The organism is Sphingopyxis sp. (assembly GCF_035998905.1).
Taxonomy (GTDB): domain Bacteria; phylum Pseudomonadota; class Alphaproteobacteria; order Sphingomonadales; family Sphingomonadaceae; genus Sphingopyxis.
The window spans coordinates 107,319-126,525 of record NZ_DASYHG010000025.1 but is presented as its reverse complement, the minus strand read 5'-3'; the positions used below and the strand labels follow the sequence as shown (position 1 = coordinate 126,525).

General features: G+C 65.9%; 22 protein-coding genes. 14 read left to right on the top strand and 8 right to left on the bottom strand.

Annotated elements, in window-relative coordinates; all coding sequences use genetic code 11:
* Positions 1 to 216: a hypothetical protein gene (locus VGN62_RS15040; RefSeq protein ID WP_327455298.1), complete on the bottom strand. Its 216-nt coding sequence runs from the start codon at positions 214 to 216 to the stop codon at positions 1 to 3.
* Between the two features lie 172 nt (positions 217 to 388).
* On the opposite strand from VGN62_RS15040, the gene VGN62_RS15035 reads away from it, so the two are divergent.
* A complete protein-coding gene (locus tag VGN62_RS15035) occupies positions 389 to 1,732 on the top strand; it encodes a sorbosone dehydrogenase family protein (protein WP_327455295.1) in 1,344 nt (447 codons plus the stop codon).
* Between the two features lie 51 nt (positions 1,733 to 1,783).
* On the opposite strand, the gene dnaN is transcribed toward VGN62_RS15035, so the two are convergent.
* On the bottom strand, positions 1,784 to 2,899 hold the full coding sequence (gene dnaN, locus VGN62_RS15030) for a DNA polymerase III subunit beta (protein ID WP_327455293.1): 1,116 nt from the start codon (positions 2,897 to 2,899) through the stop codon (positions 1,784 to 1,786).
* Positions 2,900 to 3,069: 170 nt separating this feature from the next.
* On the opposite strand from dnaN, the gene VGN62_RS15025 reads away from it, so the two are divergent.
* Positions 3,070 to 3,567, top strand: a complete 498-nt coding sequence (locus tag VGN62_RS15025) for a hypothetical protein (protein WP_327455291.1) — start codon at positions 3,070 to 3,072, stop codon at positions 3,565 to 3,567.
* A 183-nt stretch (positions 3,568 to 3,750) separates the two neighbouring features.
* The gene (locus tag VGN62_RS15020) at positions 3,751 to 4,440 is read left to right on the top strand and encodes an aspartate/glutamate racemase family protein (RefSeq protein ID WP_327455289.1); all 690 of its coding nucleotides are present in this window, start codon (positions 3,751 to 3,753) and stop codon (positions 4,438 to 4,440) included.
* Here the strand turns inward: VGN62_RS15020 and VGN62_RS15015 are convergent.
* Entirely contained in the window at positions 4,437 to 5,318 is an 882-nt protein-coding gene (locus VGN62_RS15015) for a LysR family transcriptional regulator (protein ID WP_327455287.1), read from the bottom strand. The two genes, VGN62_RS15020 and VGN62_RS15015, sit on opposite strands and share 4 nt — an antisense overlap.
* Positions 5,319 to 5,469: 151 nt before the next feature.
* On the opposite strand from VGN62_RS15015, the gene VGN62_RS15010 reads away from it, so the two are divergent.
* On the top strand, positions 5,470 to 5,799 hold the full coding sequence (locus VGN62_RS15010; RefSeq protein WP_327455285.1) for a UrcA family protein: 330 nt from the start codon (positions 5,470 to 5,472) through the stop codon (positions 5,797 to 5,799).
* A 301-nt stretch (positions 5,800 to 6,100) separates the two neighbouring features.
* On the opposite strand, the gene VGN62_RS15005 is transcribed toward VGN62_RS15010, so the two are convergent.
* A complete protein-coding gene (locus VGN62_RS15005) occupies positions 6,101 to 6,493 on the bottom strand; it encodes a helix-turn-helix domain-containing protein (protein WP_327455282.1) in 393 nt (130 codons plus the stop codon).
* A 113-nt stretch (positions 6,494 to 6,606) separates the two neighbouring features.
* Between VGN62_RS15005 and VGN62_RS15000 the strand changes: the two genes are divergently transcribed.
* From VGN62_RS15000 to VGN62_RS14985, 4 genes are all read left to right on the top strand, one after another.
* Complete coding sequence (locus VGN62_RS15000) at positions 6,607 to 7,350, top strand: SDR family oxidoreductase (RefSeq protein ID WP_327455280.1); 744 nt, start codon at positions 6,607 to 6,609, stop codon at positions 7,348 to 7,350.
* A 70-nt stretch (positions 7,351 to 7,420) separates the two neighbouring features.
* A complete protein-coding gene (gene rlmN, locus VGN62_RS14995) occupies positions 7,421 to 8,668 on the top strand; it encodes a 23S rRNA (adenine(2503)-C(2))-methyltransferase RlmN (RefSeq protein ID WP_327455278.1) in 1,248 nt (415 codons plus the stop codon).
* A 242-nt stretch (positions 8,669 to 8,910) separates the two neighbouring features.
* Entirely contained in the window at positions 8,911 to 9,363 is a 453-nt protein-coding gene (locus tag VGN62_RS14990) for a hypothetical protein (RefSeq protein ID WP_327455276.1), read from the top strand.
* 83 nt (positions 9,364 to 9,446) lie between these two features.
* Complete coding sequence (locus VGN62_RS14985; protein WP_327455274.1) at positions 9,447 to 9,770, top strand: YnfA family protein; 324 nt, start codon at positions 9,447 to 9,449, stop codon at positions 9,768 to 9,770.
* On the opposite strand, the gene VGN62_RS14980 is transcribed toward VGN62_RS14985, so the two are convergent.
* Positions 9,767 to 10,480, bottom strand: coding sequence for an arylesterase (locus tag VGN62_RS14980; RefSeq protein ID WP_327455272.1), 714 nt, complete (start codon positions 10,478 to 10,480; stop codon positions 9,767 to 9,769). The genes VGN62_RS14985 and VGN62_RS14980 overlap by 4 nt on opposite strands.
* 47 nt (positions 10,481 to 10,527) lie before the next feature.
* On the opposite strand from VGN62_RS14980, the gene VGN62_RS14975 reads away from it, so the two are divergent.
* Both VGN62_RS14975 and VGN62_RS14970 read left to right on the top strand, forming a co-directional pair.
* Positions 10,528 to 11,199 (top strand): ABC transporter ATP-binding protein, encoded by a 672-nt coding sequence (locus tag VGN62_RS14975; protein WP_327455270.1) that lies wholly within the window; start codon positions 10,528 to 10,530, stop codon positions 11,197 to 11,199.
* Entirely contained in the window at positions 11,200 to 13,701 is a 2,502-nt protein-coding gene (locus VGN62_RS14970; protein WP_327455268.1) for an ABC transporter permease, read from the top strand.
* On the opposite strand, the gene VGN62_RS14965 is transcribed toward VGN62_RS14970, so the two are convergent.
* From VGN62_RS14965 to thrS, 3 genes are read right to left on the bottom strand one after another with little or no spacing between them, the layout of a single operon-like run.
* On the bottom strand, positions 13,698 to 14,459 hold the full coding sequence (locus tag VGN62_RS14965) for a sulfite exporter TauE/SafE family protein (RefSeq protein ID WP_327455266.1): 762 nt from the start codon (positions 14,457 to 14,459) through the stop codon (positions 13,698 to 13,700). The two genes, VGN62_RS14970 and VGN62_RS14965, sit on opposite strands and share 4 nt — an antisense overlap.
* Positions 14,456 to 15,265 (bottom strand): metallophosphoesterase, encoded by an 810-nt coding sequence (locus VGN62_RS14960; RefSeq protein WP_327455610.1) that lies wholly within the window; start codon positions 15,263 to 15,265, stop codon positions 14,456 to 14,458. Before VGN62_RS14960 ends, VGN62_RS14965 begins: the two co-directional genes overlap by 4 nt.
* Before the next feature lie 53 nt (positions 15,266 to 15,318).
* A complete protein-coding gene (gene thrS, locus VGN62_RS14955) occupies positions 15,319 to 17,322 on the bottom strand; it encodes a threonine--tRNA ligase (RefSeq protein ID WP_327455264.1) in 2,004 nt (667 codons plus the stop codon).
* Between the two features lie 146 nt (positions 17,323 to 17,468).
* Here thrS and VGN62_RS14950 point away from each other — a divergent pair, with 146 nt between their 5' ends.
* The 4 genes from VGN62_RS14950 (at position 17,469) to VGN62_RS14935 (ending at position 19,169) form a co-directional block, all read left to right on the top strand.
* Entirely contained in the window at positions 17,469 to 17,891 is a 423-nt protein-coding gene (locus VGN62_RS14950; protein ID WP_327455262.1) for a MerC domain-containing protein, read from the top strand.
* A complete protein-coding gene (locus VGN62_RS14945; protein WP_327455261.1) occupies positions 17,888 to 18,265 on the top strand; it encodes a VOC family protein in 378 nt (125 codons plus the stop codon). The genes VGN62_RS14950 and VGN62_RS14945 overlap by 4 nt, the downstream gene beginning before the upstream one ends.
* Before the next feature lie 95 nt (positions 18,266 to 18,360).
* Positions 18,361 to 18,981, top strand: a complete 621-nt coding sequence (locus tag VGN62_RS14940) for a hypothetical protein (RefSeq protein ID WP_327455259.1) — start codon at positions 18,361 to 18,363, stop codon at positions 18,979 to 18,981.
* Entirely contained in the window at positions 18,978 to 19,169 is a 192-nt protein-coding gene (locus tag VGN62_RS14935; protein WP_327455257.1) for a helix-turn-helix transcriptional regulator, read from the top strand. The genes VGN62_RS14940 and VGN62_RS14935 overlap by 4 nt, the downstream gene beginning before the upstream one ends.
* The last annotated feature ends 38 nt before the right edge of the window (positions 19,170 to 19,207 follow it).

Genomic DNA, 19,207 nt, shown 5'->3' with positions numbered 1-19,207 from the left:
CTAGTGCACCGTGTCGAGGACGTCTTCGACCGCCAGATAGGTGATCAGCCGTTCGATCTGGCGCCAGCGGGCGAAATGGACGTGATTGCCGAGCACGCGATATTGCTCGGCGCGCGCAGCAGCCGCGAAACCCGCTTCCTCGCCATGCATGTTGATCAGCGCATGGGCATCCTCGACCGCAGCGCGATCGGTCAGAAAAGGGGCTGGCAGGTGCATCGAATTCCTGGTCCGTTATGTGGACGGTCGTCTTACGCCCCGCCCCTCACCGCGCCGTTCCCAACCGTAATGAACAACCGGGTAAGGTTAATCGGAATGCGTCCGCGGTTAACCTTGTCGCGCGCGTGCAACCCCCTTTGACGCCGCGCTTGGCCCGTGTAGACAGGGTGCCATGCGCAAGATCCTGAAATATGCCCTGCTCGCCCTGCTGCTGCTGCTGATCGCCGGCGGCATCACCTTCTACATCATGTCGCGCCCCGACGTAGCGCGCTTCTCGACCGCCGAACTCAGCGGCCGGGTACCCGTCATGGCTTCGCAGCGCACCGAGAACTTCCCGACGGTCAACGTGCCCGAAGCGACGAACTGGCCCGCCGGACAGGCGCCGCGTGCCGCGCAGGGCCTCGCCGTCGCACGGTTCGCCGAAGGGCTCGACCACCCGCGCACCATCCTCGTCCTGCCGAACGGCGACGTACTGGTCGCGGAATCGCAGAGCCCGCCGCGCAAGGACGGCGGCGTGCAGGGCGCGGTGATGAAGAATCTGATGGGCAAGGGCGGCGCGGGCCGCAAGCCGTCGGCGAACCGTATCACGCTGCTTCGCGACGCTGATGGCGACGGCAAGGCCGAGGTGAAGACCGCCTATATCAGGGGGCTCAATTCGCCCTATGGCATGGCGCTGGTCGGCTCGACGCTCTATGTCGCCAACACCGACGCATTGCTCGCTTTCCCCTATGTGGCGGGAGAGACGAAGATGACCGGCAAGGGCGCGAAGATCGTCGACCTGCCGGCGAAGGGAACCAACCGCCACTGGACCAAGAGCCTCGCCGCCGCACCCAATGGCTGGCTCTATATCGGCGTCGGCGCCGATTCCAATATCGGCGAAGCGGGGATGAACCGCGAATTCCGCCGAGCCAGCGTGCTCGAGGTGCGGCCCGAGAATAAATATATGCGCACCTTTGCCGCCGGAATCCGCAACCCCGTCGGGCTCGGCTTCTACCCCGGCACCGACCGGCTGTGGACCGTGGTGAATGAGCGCGACATGCTCGGCAGCGACCTCGTCCCCGACTATCTGACCGACATCACCGAAGGCGATTTCTACGGCTGGCCCTGGTATTATTGGGGTGGCTACATCGACCCGCGCGTCGAACCCGAGGCCGAGGATCGACGGCAATATGTCAAGCGCCCCGAATATGGACTCGGCGCCCACACCGCGCCGCTCGGCATGACCTTCACGCAGGGCCTCGACCTCGGCGAGCGCTTCGCCAACGGCGTGCTCGTCGCGCGCCACGGGTCGTGGAACCGCGAACCCGTCACCGGCTATGACGTGGTGTTCGTCAAGTTCGGCGCGAACGGCAAGCCCGCCGACGCGCTGCCGGTCACTGTGCTCGACCAGTTCCTCGGCAAGGACGGCAAGACCACCCGCGGCCGCCCGGCCGATGTGAAAGTTGCAAAGGATGGCAGCGCGCTGGTTGCCGACGACACCGGCGGGGTGATCTGGCGGGTCGCGAAGGCCGGATAAGAAAAGGCCCCGCAATCGCGGGGCCTTTTTCGTTTCAGGCTTGAGCGGTCGTCAGACCCGCATCGGCATAAGCACATAGAGCGCCGGACTCTTTTCGCTTTCGCGGATCAGCGTCGGCGCGTTCGCGTCGGCGAGGTGGAGTTCGACGCTGTCGCCGTCGACCTGGCCGAGGATATCACTGAGATAGCGGGCGTTGAACCCGATCTCCATCGTGTCGCTGTCATAGGCGGCGGCGACCTCTTCGGCGGCGGTGCCGTTTTCGGGGCTGGTGACCGACAGCGTGATGCGGTCCTTGTCGAGCCCGACCTTGACCGCGCGGGTCTTTTCGCTGGCGATCGTCGAGACGCGGTCGACGCCCTGATAGAGGCTCTTCGGATCGACCTTGAGCAGCTTGTCGTTCGCGGTCGGGATGACGCGGCTGTAGTCGGGGAAGGTGCCGTCGATCAGCTTCGAAGTCAGGATCGCATTGCCGAGCTGGAAGCGGACCTTCGACGCCGACAGGCTGATTTCGACATTGCCTTCGGCCTCGTCGAGCAGCTTGCGGATTTCGGTGACGCATTTGCGCGGCACGATGACGTCGGGCATCGACGACGCGCCATCGGGGCGCGTGACGGTGTAGCGCGCAAGGCGGTGGCCGTCGGTCGCCGCAGCCTTGAGCACCGGACCCGACGCATCCTCGGCGACATGCAGGAAGATGCCGTTGAGATAATAGCGCGTTTCCTCGGTCGAGATCGCGAAGCGCGTCTTGTCGATGATCTGGATCAGCTCGGCGACGGGCAGTTCGAAATTGGTCGGCAGGTCACCTTCGGCGATCACCGGGAAATCGTCGCGCGGCAGCGTCGGCAGGTTGAAGTTCGAGCGGCCGGCCTTGACCTGCATCTTGCCTTCGGCGGCGGCGAGGCTGACTTCGGATCCCTCGGGCAACTTGCGCGCGATTTCGAACAAAGTGTGCGCCGACACGGTGGTGGTGCCCGGCGTCTCGACCTTGGCCGCGATCGTTTCGACGACCTGCAAGTCGAGGTCGGTCGCCATCAGCTTGAGCTGGCCCGACGCATCGGCTTCGATCAGCACGTTCGAGAGGATCGGGATGGTATTGCGCCGTTCGACCACCGACTGGACGTGGCCGAGGCTCTTCAACAACACTGCGCGTTCGATCGTCGCTTTCATTCTAATCCGCCATCCTGCGTGCTTCTCGGGAAAAGTCCCTGAGGGACAGACCATCGGAGGCGATTCGCGCCCCGATTCTGGCCCCTGAAAATGTCCACCTTCCTTAACGCACGGGACGATGCGTGCAAGCCATGCTTGCAAAGCATCCCCAATCGCGCAAACGAGGGCCGATGCGGCGCTGGGCCTCCCTTTTCCTGATAGCGGCGGCGATGCCCGTCACGGTGCTGGCCGCCGGCCCGACCGCGCTCGGCATTTTCGACGGCTGGGGTGCGTTCCGCGATCCCGCAAGCCCGCGTTGCTACGCCCTCGCCGCGCCGTCGGCGACGATCGGCACGCCGCAGGTCAAAGCCTATGCCAGCATCGGATATTGGCCCAAGTCGCGCATACGCGGGCAATTCTATGTCCGCCTGTCGAAAGCGCGCGCACCCGATCGTGAGCTGCGCCTGACGATCGGCAGCCGCCGTTTCATCCTGACCGGCAATGGCGCACACGGCTGGGCCAGTGGCCCGCGGATGGATGCTGCGATCGTCGCCGCAATGCGGTCGGCGCCGAGCATGAGCGTCGAAAGCGGTACCACCGCTGGCGGCGCGATCGCCGACACCTATCGCCTGCGCGGCGCCGCGACCGCGATCGACGCGGCGGCGCTGGGGTGCGCGAAGCTGCGGTGAGGCCGTTTTGGGACACGGCGGAAAACTGCGCAACTTCATTCGCAAATCGCATTCCGCCGCGCGCGTTGCGGGGCGCGGAAGAGCGTCTGTAGCGGTCAGGAGGAAAGCTGTGTCGCACATCATCGCCCGGCAGGCTAGACCGGCGCCATATTGTAGGACAGCCATTTCGGAACGGACGGACGCATGAAGACAATCGGCCTGATCGGCGGTTTGAGCTGGGAAAGCTCGGCGCAATATTACCGGCTGCTCAACGAAGGCGTGCGCGCGCGGCTGGGTGGGCTGCATTCGGCGCGCGTCTTGTTGTTGTCGCTCGATTTCGCACCCATCGCCGAATTGCAGGCGAGCGGCGACTGGGACGTGCTCGACGGACAGATGGCGGATGCCGCGCGATCGCTGACGGCGGGCGGCGCCGACCTGCTCCTGATCTGCGCGAATACGATGCACCTCTGCGCCGAGGCGGTAGAGGACGCGACGCCGGTGCCGCTGCTCCACATCGCCGACCCCGCCATCGCCGCGGTCAAGGCCGCGGGCTTTTCGCGCGTCGGGCTGCTCGGCACCGCCTTCACGATGGAAAAGCCCTTCTATACCGAGCGCATGGCCGCGGCGGGAATCGAGGCCCGAATCCCCGGCGACGCCGATCGCGCGATCGTCCACAGGATCATCTACGACGAGCTGGTGCAGGGCGTGATCCGCGACGCGTCGCGCGCCGAATATCGGCGGATCATCGCCGCGCTGGTCGCCGACGGCGCCGAGGCCATCGTCCTCGGCTGCACCGAAATCATGCTGCTCGTCGGCGAAGCCGATAGCGCGGTGCCGCTGTTCGACACGCTGGCGTTGCACGTCGAGGCGGCGGTCGAGGCCGCGCTCGCCTAGCCGCGGGCGAGCTTCGTCAGTTCGGCCGCGAGGAAATCGAGGACGAGGCGCACACGCGGGACGTGGCGCAGGCGTTCGTGGGTGAGCAGCCAGAGTCCCGTCGTGTCCTCGGTCTTGGGCGGGATGCAGCGGATCAGGTCGGGTTCGCGGTCGGCGATGAAGGCGGGCAGGATGGTGAGGCCCATGCCCGAACGCACCCCCGCGAGCAGCCCCGAGCCCGAGTCATATTGCATCACAACAGATTCCTCGAGCCCGTGCTGGCGCAGCCATGCCTGATAGGGTTCCCAGACGCCGCCGCCACCGCCGATGAAGGGATGCGTCGCAAGCTCGGCGCGGCCGTGCGGGATGCCGTGGAGATCGGCATAGGCGCGGCTGCAATAGACGGTCCAAGGATTGTCGGCGATGCGCCGCCCGACGAGACCCGCGCCCGCGGGCTGCTTGCTGCTGCGGATTGCGATGTCCGCGGCGCCGGCGGCGAGATCGCGCGGCTCGTCCGACGTGTCGAGATGGATATGGATTCCGGGATGCGCGGCGCGCAGGTCGCGCAGGATCGGCGGCAGGACGGTAACCGCGAAGATTTCCATCGTCGTCAGGCTGACCGTGCCACCCGCATCGCGCGACCGCGCGCCCGCCGCGTCGCCGAAGCGGTCGGCGGCATCGCGCACCGCAACCGCGCTCGCCACCATCGCCTCGCCCACCGGGGTCAGCGCATAACCCGCCTGCCGCCGCTCGAACAGGTTGAGGCCGGTCGCCTCCTCGAGCGCGGCGATGCGCCGCGCGACGGTCGTCTGGCTGACGCGCATCGCCTGCGCCGCCGACAGCGTGCTGCCGGTCTCGGCAACGGCCAGAAAGGCCTTCAGGTCGTTCCAATCATACATGCGGTCTTGTGCGACATAATCGCCCCGTCCTCATTCTGCAATTTTGCAGAATGGCCGCGCAACATCGTTGCTCCTTTCGCTCCCGGCGATCGATTAACTCTGTCCTACCGGCTTCCTCCCCTCCTCCCCAGCCGGCCGATGGAGACTCAAGATGCAAAAGCTTCTGATCCTCGCCGCCCTCGCTGCCGTATCGATCGGCCAGCCCGTATCGGCGCAAACCGCCCCCGCGAACCCGAGCGTCGCGGTGGCGCACAAAGACCTCGACCTGCGGACCGCGGCCGGCACCAAGGCGCTCGACCGCCGCATCTGGCGCGCCGTCGTCGAGGTATGCGGCACCGCGCCCGATTTCGACATCGCGGGCAAGAATGACGTGCGGCAATGCCGCCGCGACACAAAGCGCGTCGCCTCCGCACAAGCCGATGTCGTCGTCGCCGATGCGACGCGTGACGCGCCGATCCGGGTCAGCTCGATCCGCAACTGACCGGCGGACCCAAGTTGCAGGGCCCGTCAAAGCCGGGGCCATGATTCGGGCACGATCATGGTCCCGGCTTTTCTTGTGGATTATGTGCCGTCCCACGCCCCTCCCCGGTGGCGTCGAGCCGGACTTCCGCGGCTTTGGTGTGGGAAGCTGCCACACCCAATATTCGTCATCCCCGCGAAAGCGGGGACCCAGAGCGTGCGTAAGCTGATCCCACACTGGGTTCCCGCTTTCGCGGGAATGACGAAGTTATAAGAACCGAAACGTCCGCTTCCGGTCGACAGCTGCCCATAAGATGCCCACGCTACCCCCGCGCGTCGAACGCCATCCGCGCCCTCGCGACCTTTTCCAGATTGGCCTCCGCCCACACCCACACGCCGCAAAAGGCCTCGCCGAGGCTGTGGCCGAGGTCGGTCAGGCAATATTCGACCTTCGGCGGCACCACGGGGTGCACCGTCCGCACGAGCAGCCCGTCGCGCTCCATCTGACGCAGCGTCTGCGTCAGCATTTTCTGGCTGATGCCGGGAACGCGCCGTCCCAATTCGGTGAATCGGCAGGTGCCGTGATCCTCCAGCTCTTCGAGAACGAGCAGCGTCCATTTGTCGGCGACTCGGCCGATCAGTTCGTTGACGAGCGTTTCGACGCGCGGATCGACCGGCGCATTCGGATCATAGGATATTTTTTCGGGCGTGGGCATGGCGGAAAATCCAAATCTCTCTTTCCGGTAACTATGGCACTTTTGGGTGCCTACTTCCTTTTGGAGAGTATAGGGATATTCAGGCCTCCTCACCACCCCGAAGGAGGCCATCCATGAAAACCACAGGCAACACCATCCTCGTCACCGGCGGCGGTTCGGGCATCGGACTCGCGCTCGCACAGCGGTGGCACGACGCGGACAACACGGTGATCATAACCGGGCGCAATGCCGACAAACTGGCGGCCGCCACCATCGGCCGCGCGAACATGCACGCGGTGTCGCTCGACGTCACCGACCCCGACGCGATCGCGGCCTTTGCCGTCGCGGTCGTCGCGCGCTTTCCTTCGCTCAATGTCCTCGTCAACAACGCCGGCATCATGAATGCCGAGGATGCGAGCACCAAGCGCGACCTGACGCAGGCGGAAGCGACTGTTGTCACCAACATCCTCGGCCCGATCCGACTGACCGACGCGCTGGTCGACCATCTGGCGGCGCAGGCGGACAGCGCGATCGTCAACGTCACGTCGGGGCTCGCCTTCGTGCCTTTCCCCAAGGCACCGACCTACTCGGCGACCAAGGCCGCGATGCACAGCTATTCGGTCGCGCTGCGCATCCAGCTCGAAGGCAAGGTCGAGGTTATCGAGTTGGCGCCGCCCGCGGTGCGTACCGACCTGACCCCCGGCCAGTCGACGCGCGAGGGCTATATGCCGCTCGACGAGTTCGCCGACGAGGTAATGGCGCTGTTCGCGGTGGAGCCGACGCCCGAGGAGATCCTGGTGCAGAACGTCATGCCGCTGCGCAATGCCGAGGCGAACGGGACGGTGCCACAGGTGCTGGCGATGCTGAAGTCGCTGTAACGGGCAGGAAAGGGCCGTTTGCCGCCGGGGCTGGCGCAAACGGCGCTTTGCCACTATATGGCCGCGCATCATGCAGATTCCCGGCCATATCGACCCCGTCACGACGGGCACCGTTCCCTTGCGCGGCGGCAACCGCATCGACCTTGTCGGGCTGACGCGCGACGCGATCGGCGGCGTGCTGGTCGAGGCGGGTCTCGACGCCAAGGGCGCGAAGCTGCGTGCCAAGCAAATCTGGCACTGGATCTATCACCGCGGGGTCACCGATTTCGAGGCGATGACCGACATCGCCAAGACGATGCGTCCCTGGCTGACCGACCGTTTCATCATCGGTCGCCCGACGGTGCGCGAGGCGCAGGTGTCGAACGACGGCACGCGCAAATGGCTGCTCGCCGCCGCAGACGGCCAGGAATATGAGATGGTCTTCATCCCCGACGCCGATCGGGGAACCTTGTGCGTGTCGAGCCAGGTCGGCTGCACATTGAACTGCCGTTTCTGCCACACCGGCACGATGCGCCTCGTCCGCAATCTCGGCGCGGGCGAGATCGTCGGGCAGGTGCTGCTCGCGCGTGACGCGCTCGGCGAATGGCCCAAGGGAACCATGGCGGGCTTCGGCGCCGATCCGGAGGACGAAGATTATGACGACGAGGCGGGACACTATACCGCCGACGGCCGGATGCTCACCAACATCGTGATGATGGGCATGGGCGAACCGCTGTATAATTTCGACGAGGTCAAGGGCGCGCTCAAGATCGTGATGGACGGCGACGGGCTCGCACTGTCGAAGCGCCGGATTACGCTGTCGACGAGCGGCGTCGTCCCGATGATGGCGCGCGCCGGCGAAGAGATCGGCGTCAACCTCGCGGTGTCGCTGCACGCGGTTTCGAAGGAAATCCGCGACGAGATCGTGCCGCTCAACCGCAAATATGGCATCGAGGAACTGCTGCAGGCGTGCGCCGACTATCCGGGCGCGAACAATGCGCGGCGCATCACCTTCGAATATGTGATGCTCAAGGACAAGAATGACAGCGATGAGGATGCGCGCGAGCTCGTCCGGCTGATCAAGCAATACAAACTGCCCGCGAAGGTCAATCTGATCCCCTTCAACCCCTGGCCCGGCGCACCTTATGAATGCTCGTCGCCCGAGCGCGTGCGCGCATTCAGCAGCCTGATCTTCAAGGCGGGGATTTCGGCGCCGGTGCGTACGCCGCGCGGGCGCGACATCATGGCCGCGTGCGGGCAGCTCAAGAGCGCAGCGACCAAGCCGACTCGCGCCGAACTCGACCGGATCGCCGAAGAAAAACAGGCCGCGCTGGGATAAGCCCGCTGCGCTGCAAGGCGTCGATCCGGCGCGTGATCATCCGATCATATCGTCGATTTTCCGCCAATGTCGCGGAATTGCGAACGCATACCTATTCTATACTGTGTGGTAAAAATAACACAGGTAAGAAAATTGTCACATTCTGAACGATCCATTCATTGCAGCGACAGGCGCGAACCCCATTTACGAGGCGGGCCGCGACCCAAAGGGCACGGTTCCGGATTAAGCAGAAGGAAAAGAACATGAAGAAATTCGCAGTTGCAGCCGCTCTCCTGACGGCCATCGTTGCAACCCCCGCCATGGCACAGGGCGAAGGCCGCGTCGAAGTTCGCGGCGGCTATGTCACGGGCAGCGGCCTCGACGACGCCACGCTTGGCGCCGCGGCCGGCTATGATTTCGACCTCGGCTCGACGGCATTCGCTGGCGCCGAAATCGCAGGCGACAAGGTGCTGATCGACGGCGCCAAGGTCCAGTTCTCGTCGGGTGCCCGCCTCGGTGCCAAGGTCGGCGCCAACGGCAAGGCCTATGTCAACGGCGGCTACACCTTCGGCCAGATCGACGATCCCTATGTCGGTGCCGGTTACCAGCACAAGCTGGGCCAGAACCTGTACGCCAAGGCCGAATATCGCCACCAGTTCATCGAGAACTTCAGCGACTTCGACACCTTCGCAGTCGGCGTCGGCTTCGCTTTCTGATTTTTCGGACAGCGATGAAACAGGAAGGGGCGGCCTCGCGGTCGCCCCTTTTCTTTTGTGCGCGATCCGGCCACGGTAAGCCGATGACGGCATGGGCTTATATCGGCGCGGCGCTCGCCGAAATCGCAGGCTGCTTCGCTTTCTGGGCGTGGCTGCGCATGGACAAGCCGGTGTGGTGGCTCGCCCCCGGAATGGCGTCGCTGGCGCTGTTCGCTTACCTGCTCACGCTCGTCGACGCCGAACATGCCGGGCGCACATATGCGGCCTATGGCGGCGTTTATATCGTGGCGGCGCTGGTGTGGCTGTGGGCGGTCGAGGGTATCAAGCCCGACCGCTGGGACCTGATCGGCGCAGCCGTGTGCCTCGGCGGTGCGGCGATCATATTGTTCGGGCCGCGCGCGAGCTAGCCCGTATTCGGCAACGCCTGCTCGACCAGCGGCGCCAGCCCCTCGGCGACGACCTTCACCCCCTTGGCGTTGGGATGGAGATTATCGGCGAGCATCAGCGCCTTGTCGGTGACGACATTGTCGAGGATGAACGGATAGAAGCTCGCCTCATATTTCGACGCGAGTTCGGGATAGATGGGGTTGAACTTGCCCGCATAGTCGCTGCCGAGATTGGGCGCCGCCATCATGCCCGTGAGCAATACCGGGATTTCGCGTTTTTTGAGTTCGGCAAGCATCGCATCGAGATTGGCGCGCGTCTGGTCGGGACCGATACCGCGTAACATGTCGTTGCCGCCGAGCCCGAGCACGACGAGCGCGGGCTTCGCCTTTGCGTTGTCGAGCACATAGGTCAGCCGCTGGCGCCCCGCGGCGGTCGTGTCGCCCGAAACGCCCGCATTCTGGACGCGCGCAACGACACCGTCGTCGGCGAGCGCGGCCTGCAGTTGCGGCGCAAGCCCTTCCTTCGGTCCAAGCTGGTAGCCGGCATAGAGGCTGTCACCGAACGCAATGACGAGCGGCGCATCGGCGGGGACCGCGGGCGCCGCCTTCGCCGCGACCTTGTCGTTGGTCGAAGCCGGCGGGTTTTCCGCCGATCCGCATGCGGCGAGCGGTTGGCAAAGCGCGATTGCGCAACCATATATCAGGAAAGAGCGCCATCCGGCCGTTCTCATTTCAAAGGGTCCTCTCCTTGCCCGACGCCCAACGACAATCGCCGAACGTGGCGATCGCCGCCCATAATGTGACGCTCACGCTTGGAAGCGACAAGGCCCCGGTTGAAATTTTACGCGGCGTCGATCTCGAGGTCGAAGCCGGCACATCGGTCGCGCTGCTCGGCCCGTCGGGGTCGGGCAAAAGTTCGCTGATGGCGGTGCTAGCGGGGCTCGAGCGCGCCAATGGCGGCAGCATCAACGTCGCGGGGCTCAATTTTGCGACGCTGGACGAGGACGACCTCGCCCGCGCGCGCCGCGGCCGGATCGGCATCGTGCTCCAGGCCTTCCACCTGCTCCCGACGATGACCGCGCTCGAAAATGTCGCGGTGCCGCTCGAACTCGCCGGCCTCGCCGACCCCTTCGGCCGCGCCGCCGCCGAGCTCGAAGCCGTCGGCCTCGGCCACCGCCTCACCCATTATCCCGCACAGCTTTCGGGCGGCGAGCAGCAGCGCGTCGCGATCGCGCGCGCGATGGCAAGTTCGCCCGCGATCATCTTTGCCGACGAACCGACCGGCAACCTCGACACCGCGACCGGCCACGCGATCATCGACCTGATCTTTGCGCGCCGCGCCGCCCTCGGCGCGACGCTGCTGATCATCACGCACGATCCCGAACTCGCCGAGCATTGCGACCGCGTCGTCGTGATGCACGACGGCAAGATCGAAGAGCGGGTCGCTTAAATGCTGCCCCTCGCCACGCTCTGGCGGATCGCGCGACGCGACCTCGCGACGCGCATCCGCGGCCTGCGCCTGCTCGCGGTCTGCCTGTTCCTCGGCGTCGCGACGCTCGCGGCGATCGGCAGCCTGACAAGCGGCATCACCTCCGAACTCGAAGTGCGCGGGCAGACGATCCTTGGCGGCGACGTCGAATTCGGCCTGCCACAGCGTCAGGCAAGCGCCGACGAAATGGCGGGCTTCCGCCGCGTCGGCACACCATCGGCGACGATACGGATGCGCGCGATGGCCAATGCGCCGGGCGGCGACGCGCTGCTTTCCGAATTGAAGGCGGTCGACGCCGCCTACCCGCTCTATGGCACGATGCGGCTGGAAAGCGGCGCGCGCAAAGGCCCGCCGCCGCCGGGCGGCATCTGGATTGGCAAGGATCTGGCGTCGCGCCTCGACCTCAAGGTCGGCGGCGAGGTCAAGTTCGGCGACAAGATGTTCCGCATCGACGGCGTGATCGCCGAAGAACCCGACCGGCTCGGCGAAGGCTTCACCCTCGGCCCCGTCGCGATCATCGGTCTCGCCGACCTGCCCGCGACGCAGCTCGTCCAGCCGGGTAGCCTGTACGAAAGCAAATATCGCATCCGCCTGCCCGATAGCGCCAATCCCGAAGCGGTCGGCAAGGCACTGACCGCCGAATTTCCCGACGCCGGCTGGGACATCACCGACAGCAGCAACGGTGCTCCCGGCACGCGGCGCTTCATCGAGCGGATGGGGCAGTTCCTGTCGCTCGTCGGCCTCGCCGCGCTGGTGATCGCGGGCATCGGGGTCGGCAACGGCGTCGCGAGCTATCTCGCGGGCAAGCGTCCCGGCCTCGCGACGCTGAAGGTGCTCGGCGCCGACAGCGCCGCCGTACTGCGCATCTATGGCTTGCAGATTTTGGCGGTCGCGGCGGTGTCGATCCTCGCCGGGCTGGCCGTCGGCGCGATTGCGCCGCTCGCGATCAGCGCCATCGCTGGCGATGTGCTGCCGGTGCGGCCGGGGTTCGCGCTCTATCCGCTGCCGCTCGCCGTCAGCGCGGCCTATGGCCTGCTCATCGCCATCGCCTTTGCGCTCCCGCCGCTCGCGGCGACGAAGCACGTACCCGCGGCAGGCCTCTACCGCGCGACGGTCGACCGCGCGGCGCGGATCGACCGGCCGGCGCTGGCCGCCGTCGCCGCCGCCTTCCTCGCGATCGTTGCGCTCGCGGTCGGCACCGCGCGCGAGCCCTTGTTCGCTTTGGGCTTCATCGGCGCGGCGGTCGGCCTGTTGCTGATCCTCGTCGGGCTCGGCTGGCTGGTGCGCCGCACCGCGAGCCGCCTGCCGCGACCGAAACGTCCCTTGTTCCGCCTCGCGCTGGCGAACCTGCATCGGCCGGGCGCTGCGACGGGCGCGCTCGTCGTCGCGCTCGGGCTGGGCCTGACGCTCTTCGTCACGCTCGCCGCGATCCAGACGAGCATCACCGCCGAGATCACGCGCACCGTGCCGCAGCGGGCGCCGAGCTTTTTCGTGCTCGACGTCCCGCGCGACGCGGCGGCGCAATTCCGTTCGATGGTAATGGGCGCGGCCCCCGACGCACAGATCAACATGATCCCCGCGCTGCGCGGCAGCGTCACCGAATTTCGCGGGCAGCGCGTCGACGAACTTGCCGAACTGCCCGAGAACGCCTGGGTGCTGCGCGGCGACCGCGGGCTGACCTATAGCCCCGTCCTGCCGAACGGCAGTGAACTGGTGAGCGGAAAATGGTGGGCGGCCGATTACAAGGGCCCGCCGCTGGTCAGCGTCGAGGAGGAAGTCGCGGCGTCGCTGGGGCTGAAGATCGGCGATACGCTGTCGGTCAACGTGCTGGGGGTCGAGGTTCAGGCGAAAGTCGCATCGACGCGTACCGTGAGCTGGGACAATTTCGGGCTCAACTATGTGCTCGTCTTCTCGCCCGGCACCTTCGACGCCGCGCCGCACAATATGGTCGCGACCGTCGCGGTGGGGTCGCAAGCCGAAATCGAACTCGCGCGCAGCATCCCGCGCGCCTTTCCCTCGGCGTCGCTGATCGCCGTGCGCGACGTGGTGTCGCAGGTCACGACTTTGCTCACGCAGATGAGCCAGGCGATCGCCGCGGCGGCGAGCATCGCGATCCTTGCGGGCATTGCGGTGCTGATCGGCGCGATCGCCGCGAGCCGCGAGCGGCGCGTCTACGACAGCGTCATCCTGAAGCTGCTCGGCGCGACGCGCGGGCAGATATTGGGCGCACAAGCGATGGAATATGCCGTGCTCGCGGCGATCCTTGCGGTGCTCGCGCTCGGGCTCGGGCTGATCGCGGCGCGCTATGTCGTCGTCAGCCTGTTCGACTTCACCTTCGCGCCCGATCCGTTCATCGTCGGCGCGACGTTGGTCGGCGGCGCCGGGCTCGCCTTCCTGATCGGGATCGCGGGAAGCTGGCCGTTGCTGTCGGCGAAGCCCGCGCAGGCGCTCCGTAGCCTCTAGTTCAGGAGGCGGATGACCGCCGACACTGCCGCGACGCCGAGCACGACCGCGACCATCGCCTGCCAGATATGCGGCGGCACGCGGCCGAAGGCGCGTGCGCCGAAATAATTGCCGAACCACATCGGCGCGAACAGGATGACCGCCAGCAAGAAGAGGCGCCAGGTCGCGATCCCGACCCAAAGCGCGGCGAGCGTGCCGGCGATCGCGGTGCCGAAGAAGATGAGCAGCATCGACGCGCGCGCGACCTTGGGCTCCAGATGGCGGCGCAGGTAAAAGGGCACCACCGGCGGTCCCGGCATCGCGGCGAAGCCGGTGAGGATGCCCGACGATATGCCCGTGACGGCAACAGCCGTGCGTCCGGGTCTATGCCCCTCGGGCTGTTTGGGCAGCAGCACTGCAACGAAAGCGCCGACCGCGACGAGCGTGATCAGCAGCCGCGCGACGTCGGGCGTCGTCGCGTCAAGCGCGACCATGCCGACGGGCGTCGCCGCCATCGCAAGGAGCGCGATCGGCACCGCGGTCGCACGATCGGCGTCGGCCATGATGATACGAATGCCGACCGGCCCGATCAGCAGTTGCAACAGGATGCCAAGCACCACCGCCTCGCCGGGTGCGATGATCAGCCCGAGCAAGGGCACGAGGATGATCGCCATGCCGAAGCCGGTCAGCCCGCGCACATAGGCCGCACCAAAGGTCATCGCCGCCGCGCCGGCAACGGTGAGCGGCGCGAGGCCGACGAGGTTCTGGAGGCTGGTCATCGGGATGCGGCTTTCGGTGTGAGCGTGACCAGCCACGCGTCGGGCGGGGTGTTGAAGCGAAGCGGCAACAGGCTGGTCCCGAGCCCGGCGCCGACGAACACGCGCTGGCCCCTGTCGTCGATATCGCCGCACGCGAAGCGGTCGCCGTAACGCGAAACATAGGTCAAAGCACCAACGAAGGGGAAACGGATCTGGCCGCAATGCGTGTGGCCCGCGAAGACGGCGGCGACGGGGCGCGGCAGGCTCGGGACGATATCGGGGCTATGCGTCAGGAGCAGCGGCACGCCCGGTCCCAGCCTGTCCATCGCGGCGAGCGTCGCGGGGATATCGTCATGTCCCGAATAATCATCGTCGACCCCGCCGACGACCAGCGGGCCAAGCTTCACGGCTTCATTCTGCAGCACGCGCAAACCGCGCTTTTCAAGCTCGCCGCGCAGCGCGTCGGGCCTGAACCAATGGTCGTGATTACCCGGCGCGACGACGACACCCAATGGCGCGCGCAGGCCGCCGAGCGGCGCGACCACCTCGGCGGGCGTATAGATATGCGTCGCACCGCGCCTTTCGCTGACGAGGTCGCCCGCGATCAGAACGAGGTCGGGTTTCAACCGGTTGAGATCGCCGACGAGCCGCACGAGCCGCGCGGGCGGCATATCGGGGCCCGCGACGTGGATGTCCGACAGCAACAAGATCTTGAGCGGCCCCTGCCCCGCCGGCCAGCCGGCGACCTTGACGGTCGCCGTCCGGATCACCGGGTCGCGCGTCGCATTCCAATAGCCCTTCGCGAGAAGCGCCGCACCGGCGAGCACCAGCAACAACAGCCAGCGGCCCCATCGGCGCGGGCGACGCTTCTCCGCCGCGATCAACTGCGCAGATCGGGCGGGGTCGCCTCACCCTTGAGCATCGCGATCGCTTCGGCGAGCGGCATGATGCGCTGGCTGTCCTGCCCGAGCGTGCGGATCGCAACGGTGCCCTCCTCGGCTTCGCGATTGCCGACGACGAGCAGGTACGGAACTTTTGCGAGGCTGTGTTCGCGGACCTTGTAGTTGATCTTTTCGTTGCGAACGTCGCTTTCGGCGCGGATGCCTGCGGCGACGAGCTGCCCCGCCGCGTCCTTCGCATAATCGTCGGCATCGCTGACGATGGTGGCGACGACCGCCTGCACCGGCGCGAGCCAGGTCGGGAAACGGCCGGCGAAATGCTCGATCAATATGCCGATGAAACGCTCATAGGTGCCGAGAATCGCGCGGTGGAGCATCACCGGCCGGTGCCGCTCGCCATCCTCGCCGATATAGCTCGCATCGAGGCGTTCGGGCATCACGCGGTCGGACTGGATCGTCCCGCACTGCCAGGTGCGGCCGATCGCATCGGTCAGGTGGAATTCGAGCTTGGGCGCGTAGAAAGCCCCCTCGCCCGGCAGTTCTTCCCAGCCATAATCGTCGTTCGCCATGCCCGCGCGTTCGACCGCTTCGCGAAGTTCCTGCTCGGCCTTGTCCCACATTTCGTCGGTGCCGAAACGCATGTCGGGGCGCAGCGCGAGCTTCACCGCATATTTTTCGAAGCCGAGCTGCTTGTAGACGCGGTCGAGCAGCGCGCAAAAATCGCGTACTTCCTCGACGATCTGGTCCTCGCGGCAGAAGATATGGCCGTCGTCCTGCGTGAACTGGCGCACGCGCATGATGCCGTGGAGCGCACCGTGCGGTTCGTTGCGGTGGCAGCAGCCCATTTCGGCCATGCGCAGCGGCAGGTCGCGATAGCTTTTCATCCCCTGACGGAAGATCAGGACGTGCGCGGGGCAGTTCATCGGCTTCAGCGCCATCCACTCGGCGCCGTCGGAGACGATCGGACCTTCGTCCTCGATATTCGGCACCTCGTCGGGGATCACGAACATATTCTCGCGATATTTGCCCCAGTGGCCCGATTGTTCCCACTGGCGCGCGTCCATCACCTGCGGGGTCTTGACCTCCTGATAGCCCGAGCCGTCGATCGCGCGGCGCATATAGGCCTCGAGCTCGCGATAGATGCGGTAGCCCTTGGGATGCCAGAAGACGCTACCATGCGCCTCTTCCTGCAAATGGAACAGGTCCATTTCGCGCCCGATCTTGCGATGGTCGCGCTTGGCGGCCTCTTCGAGCCGGACGAGATGCTCATTGAGCTGCTTCTTGTTGAGCCAGCCGGTGCCGTAGATGCGCGAAAGCTGCGCATTCTTCTGGTCGCCGCGCCAATAGGCGCCCGACACGCGCGTCAGCTTGAACGCGGCGGGGTCGAGCTTGCCGGTCGAAGCAAGGTGCGGACCGCGGCACATATCCATCCAGCCCTCACCCGAACGATAGACGGTGAGTTCCTCGCCCTGCGGCAGTTCGGCGGCCCATTCGGCCTTGAAGGTCTCGCCCTCGGCGGCCCATTTGGCGATCAGCTTGTCGCGCTCCCACACTTCCCTCGTGAGGGGGAGGTCGGCGGCGATGATCTTGCGCATCTCTTCCTCGATCAGCGGCAGTTCGTCGTCGCGGAACGGGCCATGCTCGGCGGTCGGCGCGAAGTCGTAATAGAAGCCGTCGTTCGTCGAGGGGCCGAAGGTGATCTGGGTGCCCGGAAACAGGTTCTGCACCGCCTCGGCAAGGACATGGGCATAGTCGTGGCGGAAGAGTTCGAGCGCGTCGGCCTCGTCGCGGCTCGTCACCAGCGCGAGGTTCGTGTCTTCCTCGAGCGGGCGCATGATATCGCGCAGCTCGCCGTCGATCTTTGCGGCGAGCGCAGCCTTCGCAAGGCCCGGTCCGATGTCGGCCGCGATCTGCGCCGCGGTAGTGCCGCGCACGACTTCACGGGCAGAGCCATCGGGAAGGGTGACACGGATCATCTGGGACATCGAAAAACTGGCCTTTCTTGCGCAAAAGTGCGGCGCCCCTTTGCCAGCATGCGATATGGGCGGCAAGGGGCGGATTCACAACAGGACTTGCAATGAGATAATGTATCATTATCTGGCGTGCGAACCCCTCCCGCGAAAGACAGATCATGTGCCTCCCCGCCGCGCGCCCGCGCCTTGCCGACCTGACGGGGCTTGCCCTATCCTTTACCTGCCTGCTCCACTGCCTCGCGCTGCCGCTCGTCCTCCTGCTCGCCCCCGCGCTGAGCCGATGGATCGCGCTGCCCGAGGGCGTTCATGCGGCGATATTGCTGCTGGCCTTGCCCGCAGCGGCGATCGCGATGCGCGATGGGTGGAGACAGCATCGGCGGATCGCGCCCGCAGCGCTCGCGACCATCGGGCTGGGCTTCCTCGCCCTGGGCCTGTCGGCGCACGAGGGGTGGATCGCCGCCGCCGATCCCGAAGCCGCCGACCGCTTGCTGACTTCGATAGGCGCGCTGACGCTTGCCGCCGCGCATCTCGTCAACTGGCGCTGGCGTCACCGCGGCGGCGGGCATAAGCTGCCGGCATGACCGACACCCCGCGCCATCACATCGCCGCAATCCTGCCGTGCAGCGACCTTGAAGCCAGTACCGCCTTTTACGAACAGCTCGGCCTGTCGGTCGTCAGCGACTATGGCACGTACCGCCTGCTCGAAGACGGCAAGGGATGGCAGCTTCACCTGACCAATGAATCGGGTCCGACCTGGCCCAAACGCGACCAGAATCCCTTTGGCCTCTATCTCTACAGCGAACGGGTCGACGAACTGGCCGGGCGCGTGCGCGACGCGATCCTCGGCCCGGTGAAGGCAGCGACGCACAAGCCATGGGGCATGTATGAATTCGCGCTCTCCGATCCCGACGAAACGCTCGTCCGCATCGGCTGGCCGAGCCGTCCGATAGCTTAGCTAAAACAGCACCCTTGTCATTATGTAAATGAAACTTGACCTTTCTGCAGAATGCGATGTAAAACTCCCTTGTCTTTCAGATAAGGAAGTTTGACATGTCCGAAAAGGCTGCAAAAGTTGAAGCCGGCTTTGCGGGTCGCCAGCCGGGCTTGTGGGCGGCCGCCTTCGCGGTAGCGTTGTGCGCGATCGCCTATGCCGAGCATCGCGGCTTTCTGGGCGGCTGGCGTTCGCTACCCTTTGTCGCAGCGGCAACGCTGTTTCTCTTTCCGCTGACGAAGGCGGCGAACAATCGGCAAGCCGCTGCAGGCGCGCTGTCGCCGGCGACGCGGCGATATAATCGCCGCATGTTGATCTGGTCCCTCGGCTATGTCCTGTGCCTGGGTATAGCTATGACCGTTCGCAACTACCTCCACCCGCAAGGCGCGCTGCTATGGGGGATCGCCGTGCTGCCATCGGCACCGATGCTCTTCTTCGTGTGGGTGCTGGCGCGTTATGTCGTCGAGGAAGAGGATGAATATCTGCGCTATCGCCAGACGAGCGCCGCCCTGATCGGCCTCGCACTCGTCCTTCTGGCCGGAACGCTGTGGGGCTTTCTGGAAACGTTCGGCGTCGCCCCGCATGTGCCCGCATGGTGGGTGGTACCGGTCTGGGCAATCGGCCTGGGACTGGGCCAGATGTTAGTGGCGTCGGCCGAACGGCGTGCCGACCGGACATGAAGAACCGCCTGAAAGTCCTGCGCGCCGAACGCGACTGGAGCCAGCAGGATCTCGCCGAGCGACTCGAGGTGTCGCGCCAGTCGGTCAACGCGATCGAGACCGGAAAATACGACCCCTCGCTCCCCCTCGCCTTTCGCATTGCCGACCTTTTCGACATGCGGATCGAAGAGATTTTCCTGCGAAGCTGACCGGCAACCTTGCCCCCCCGCCCGCGCCCCGCTAGGGC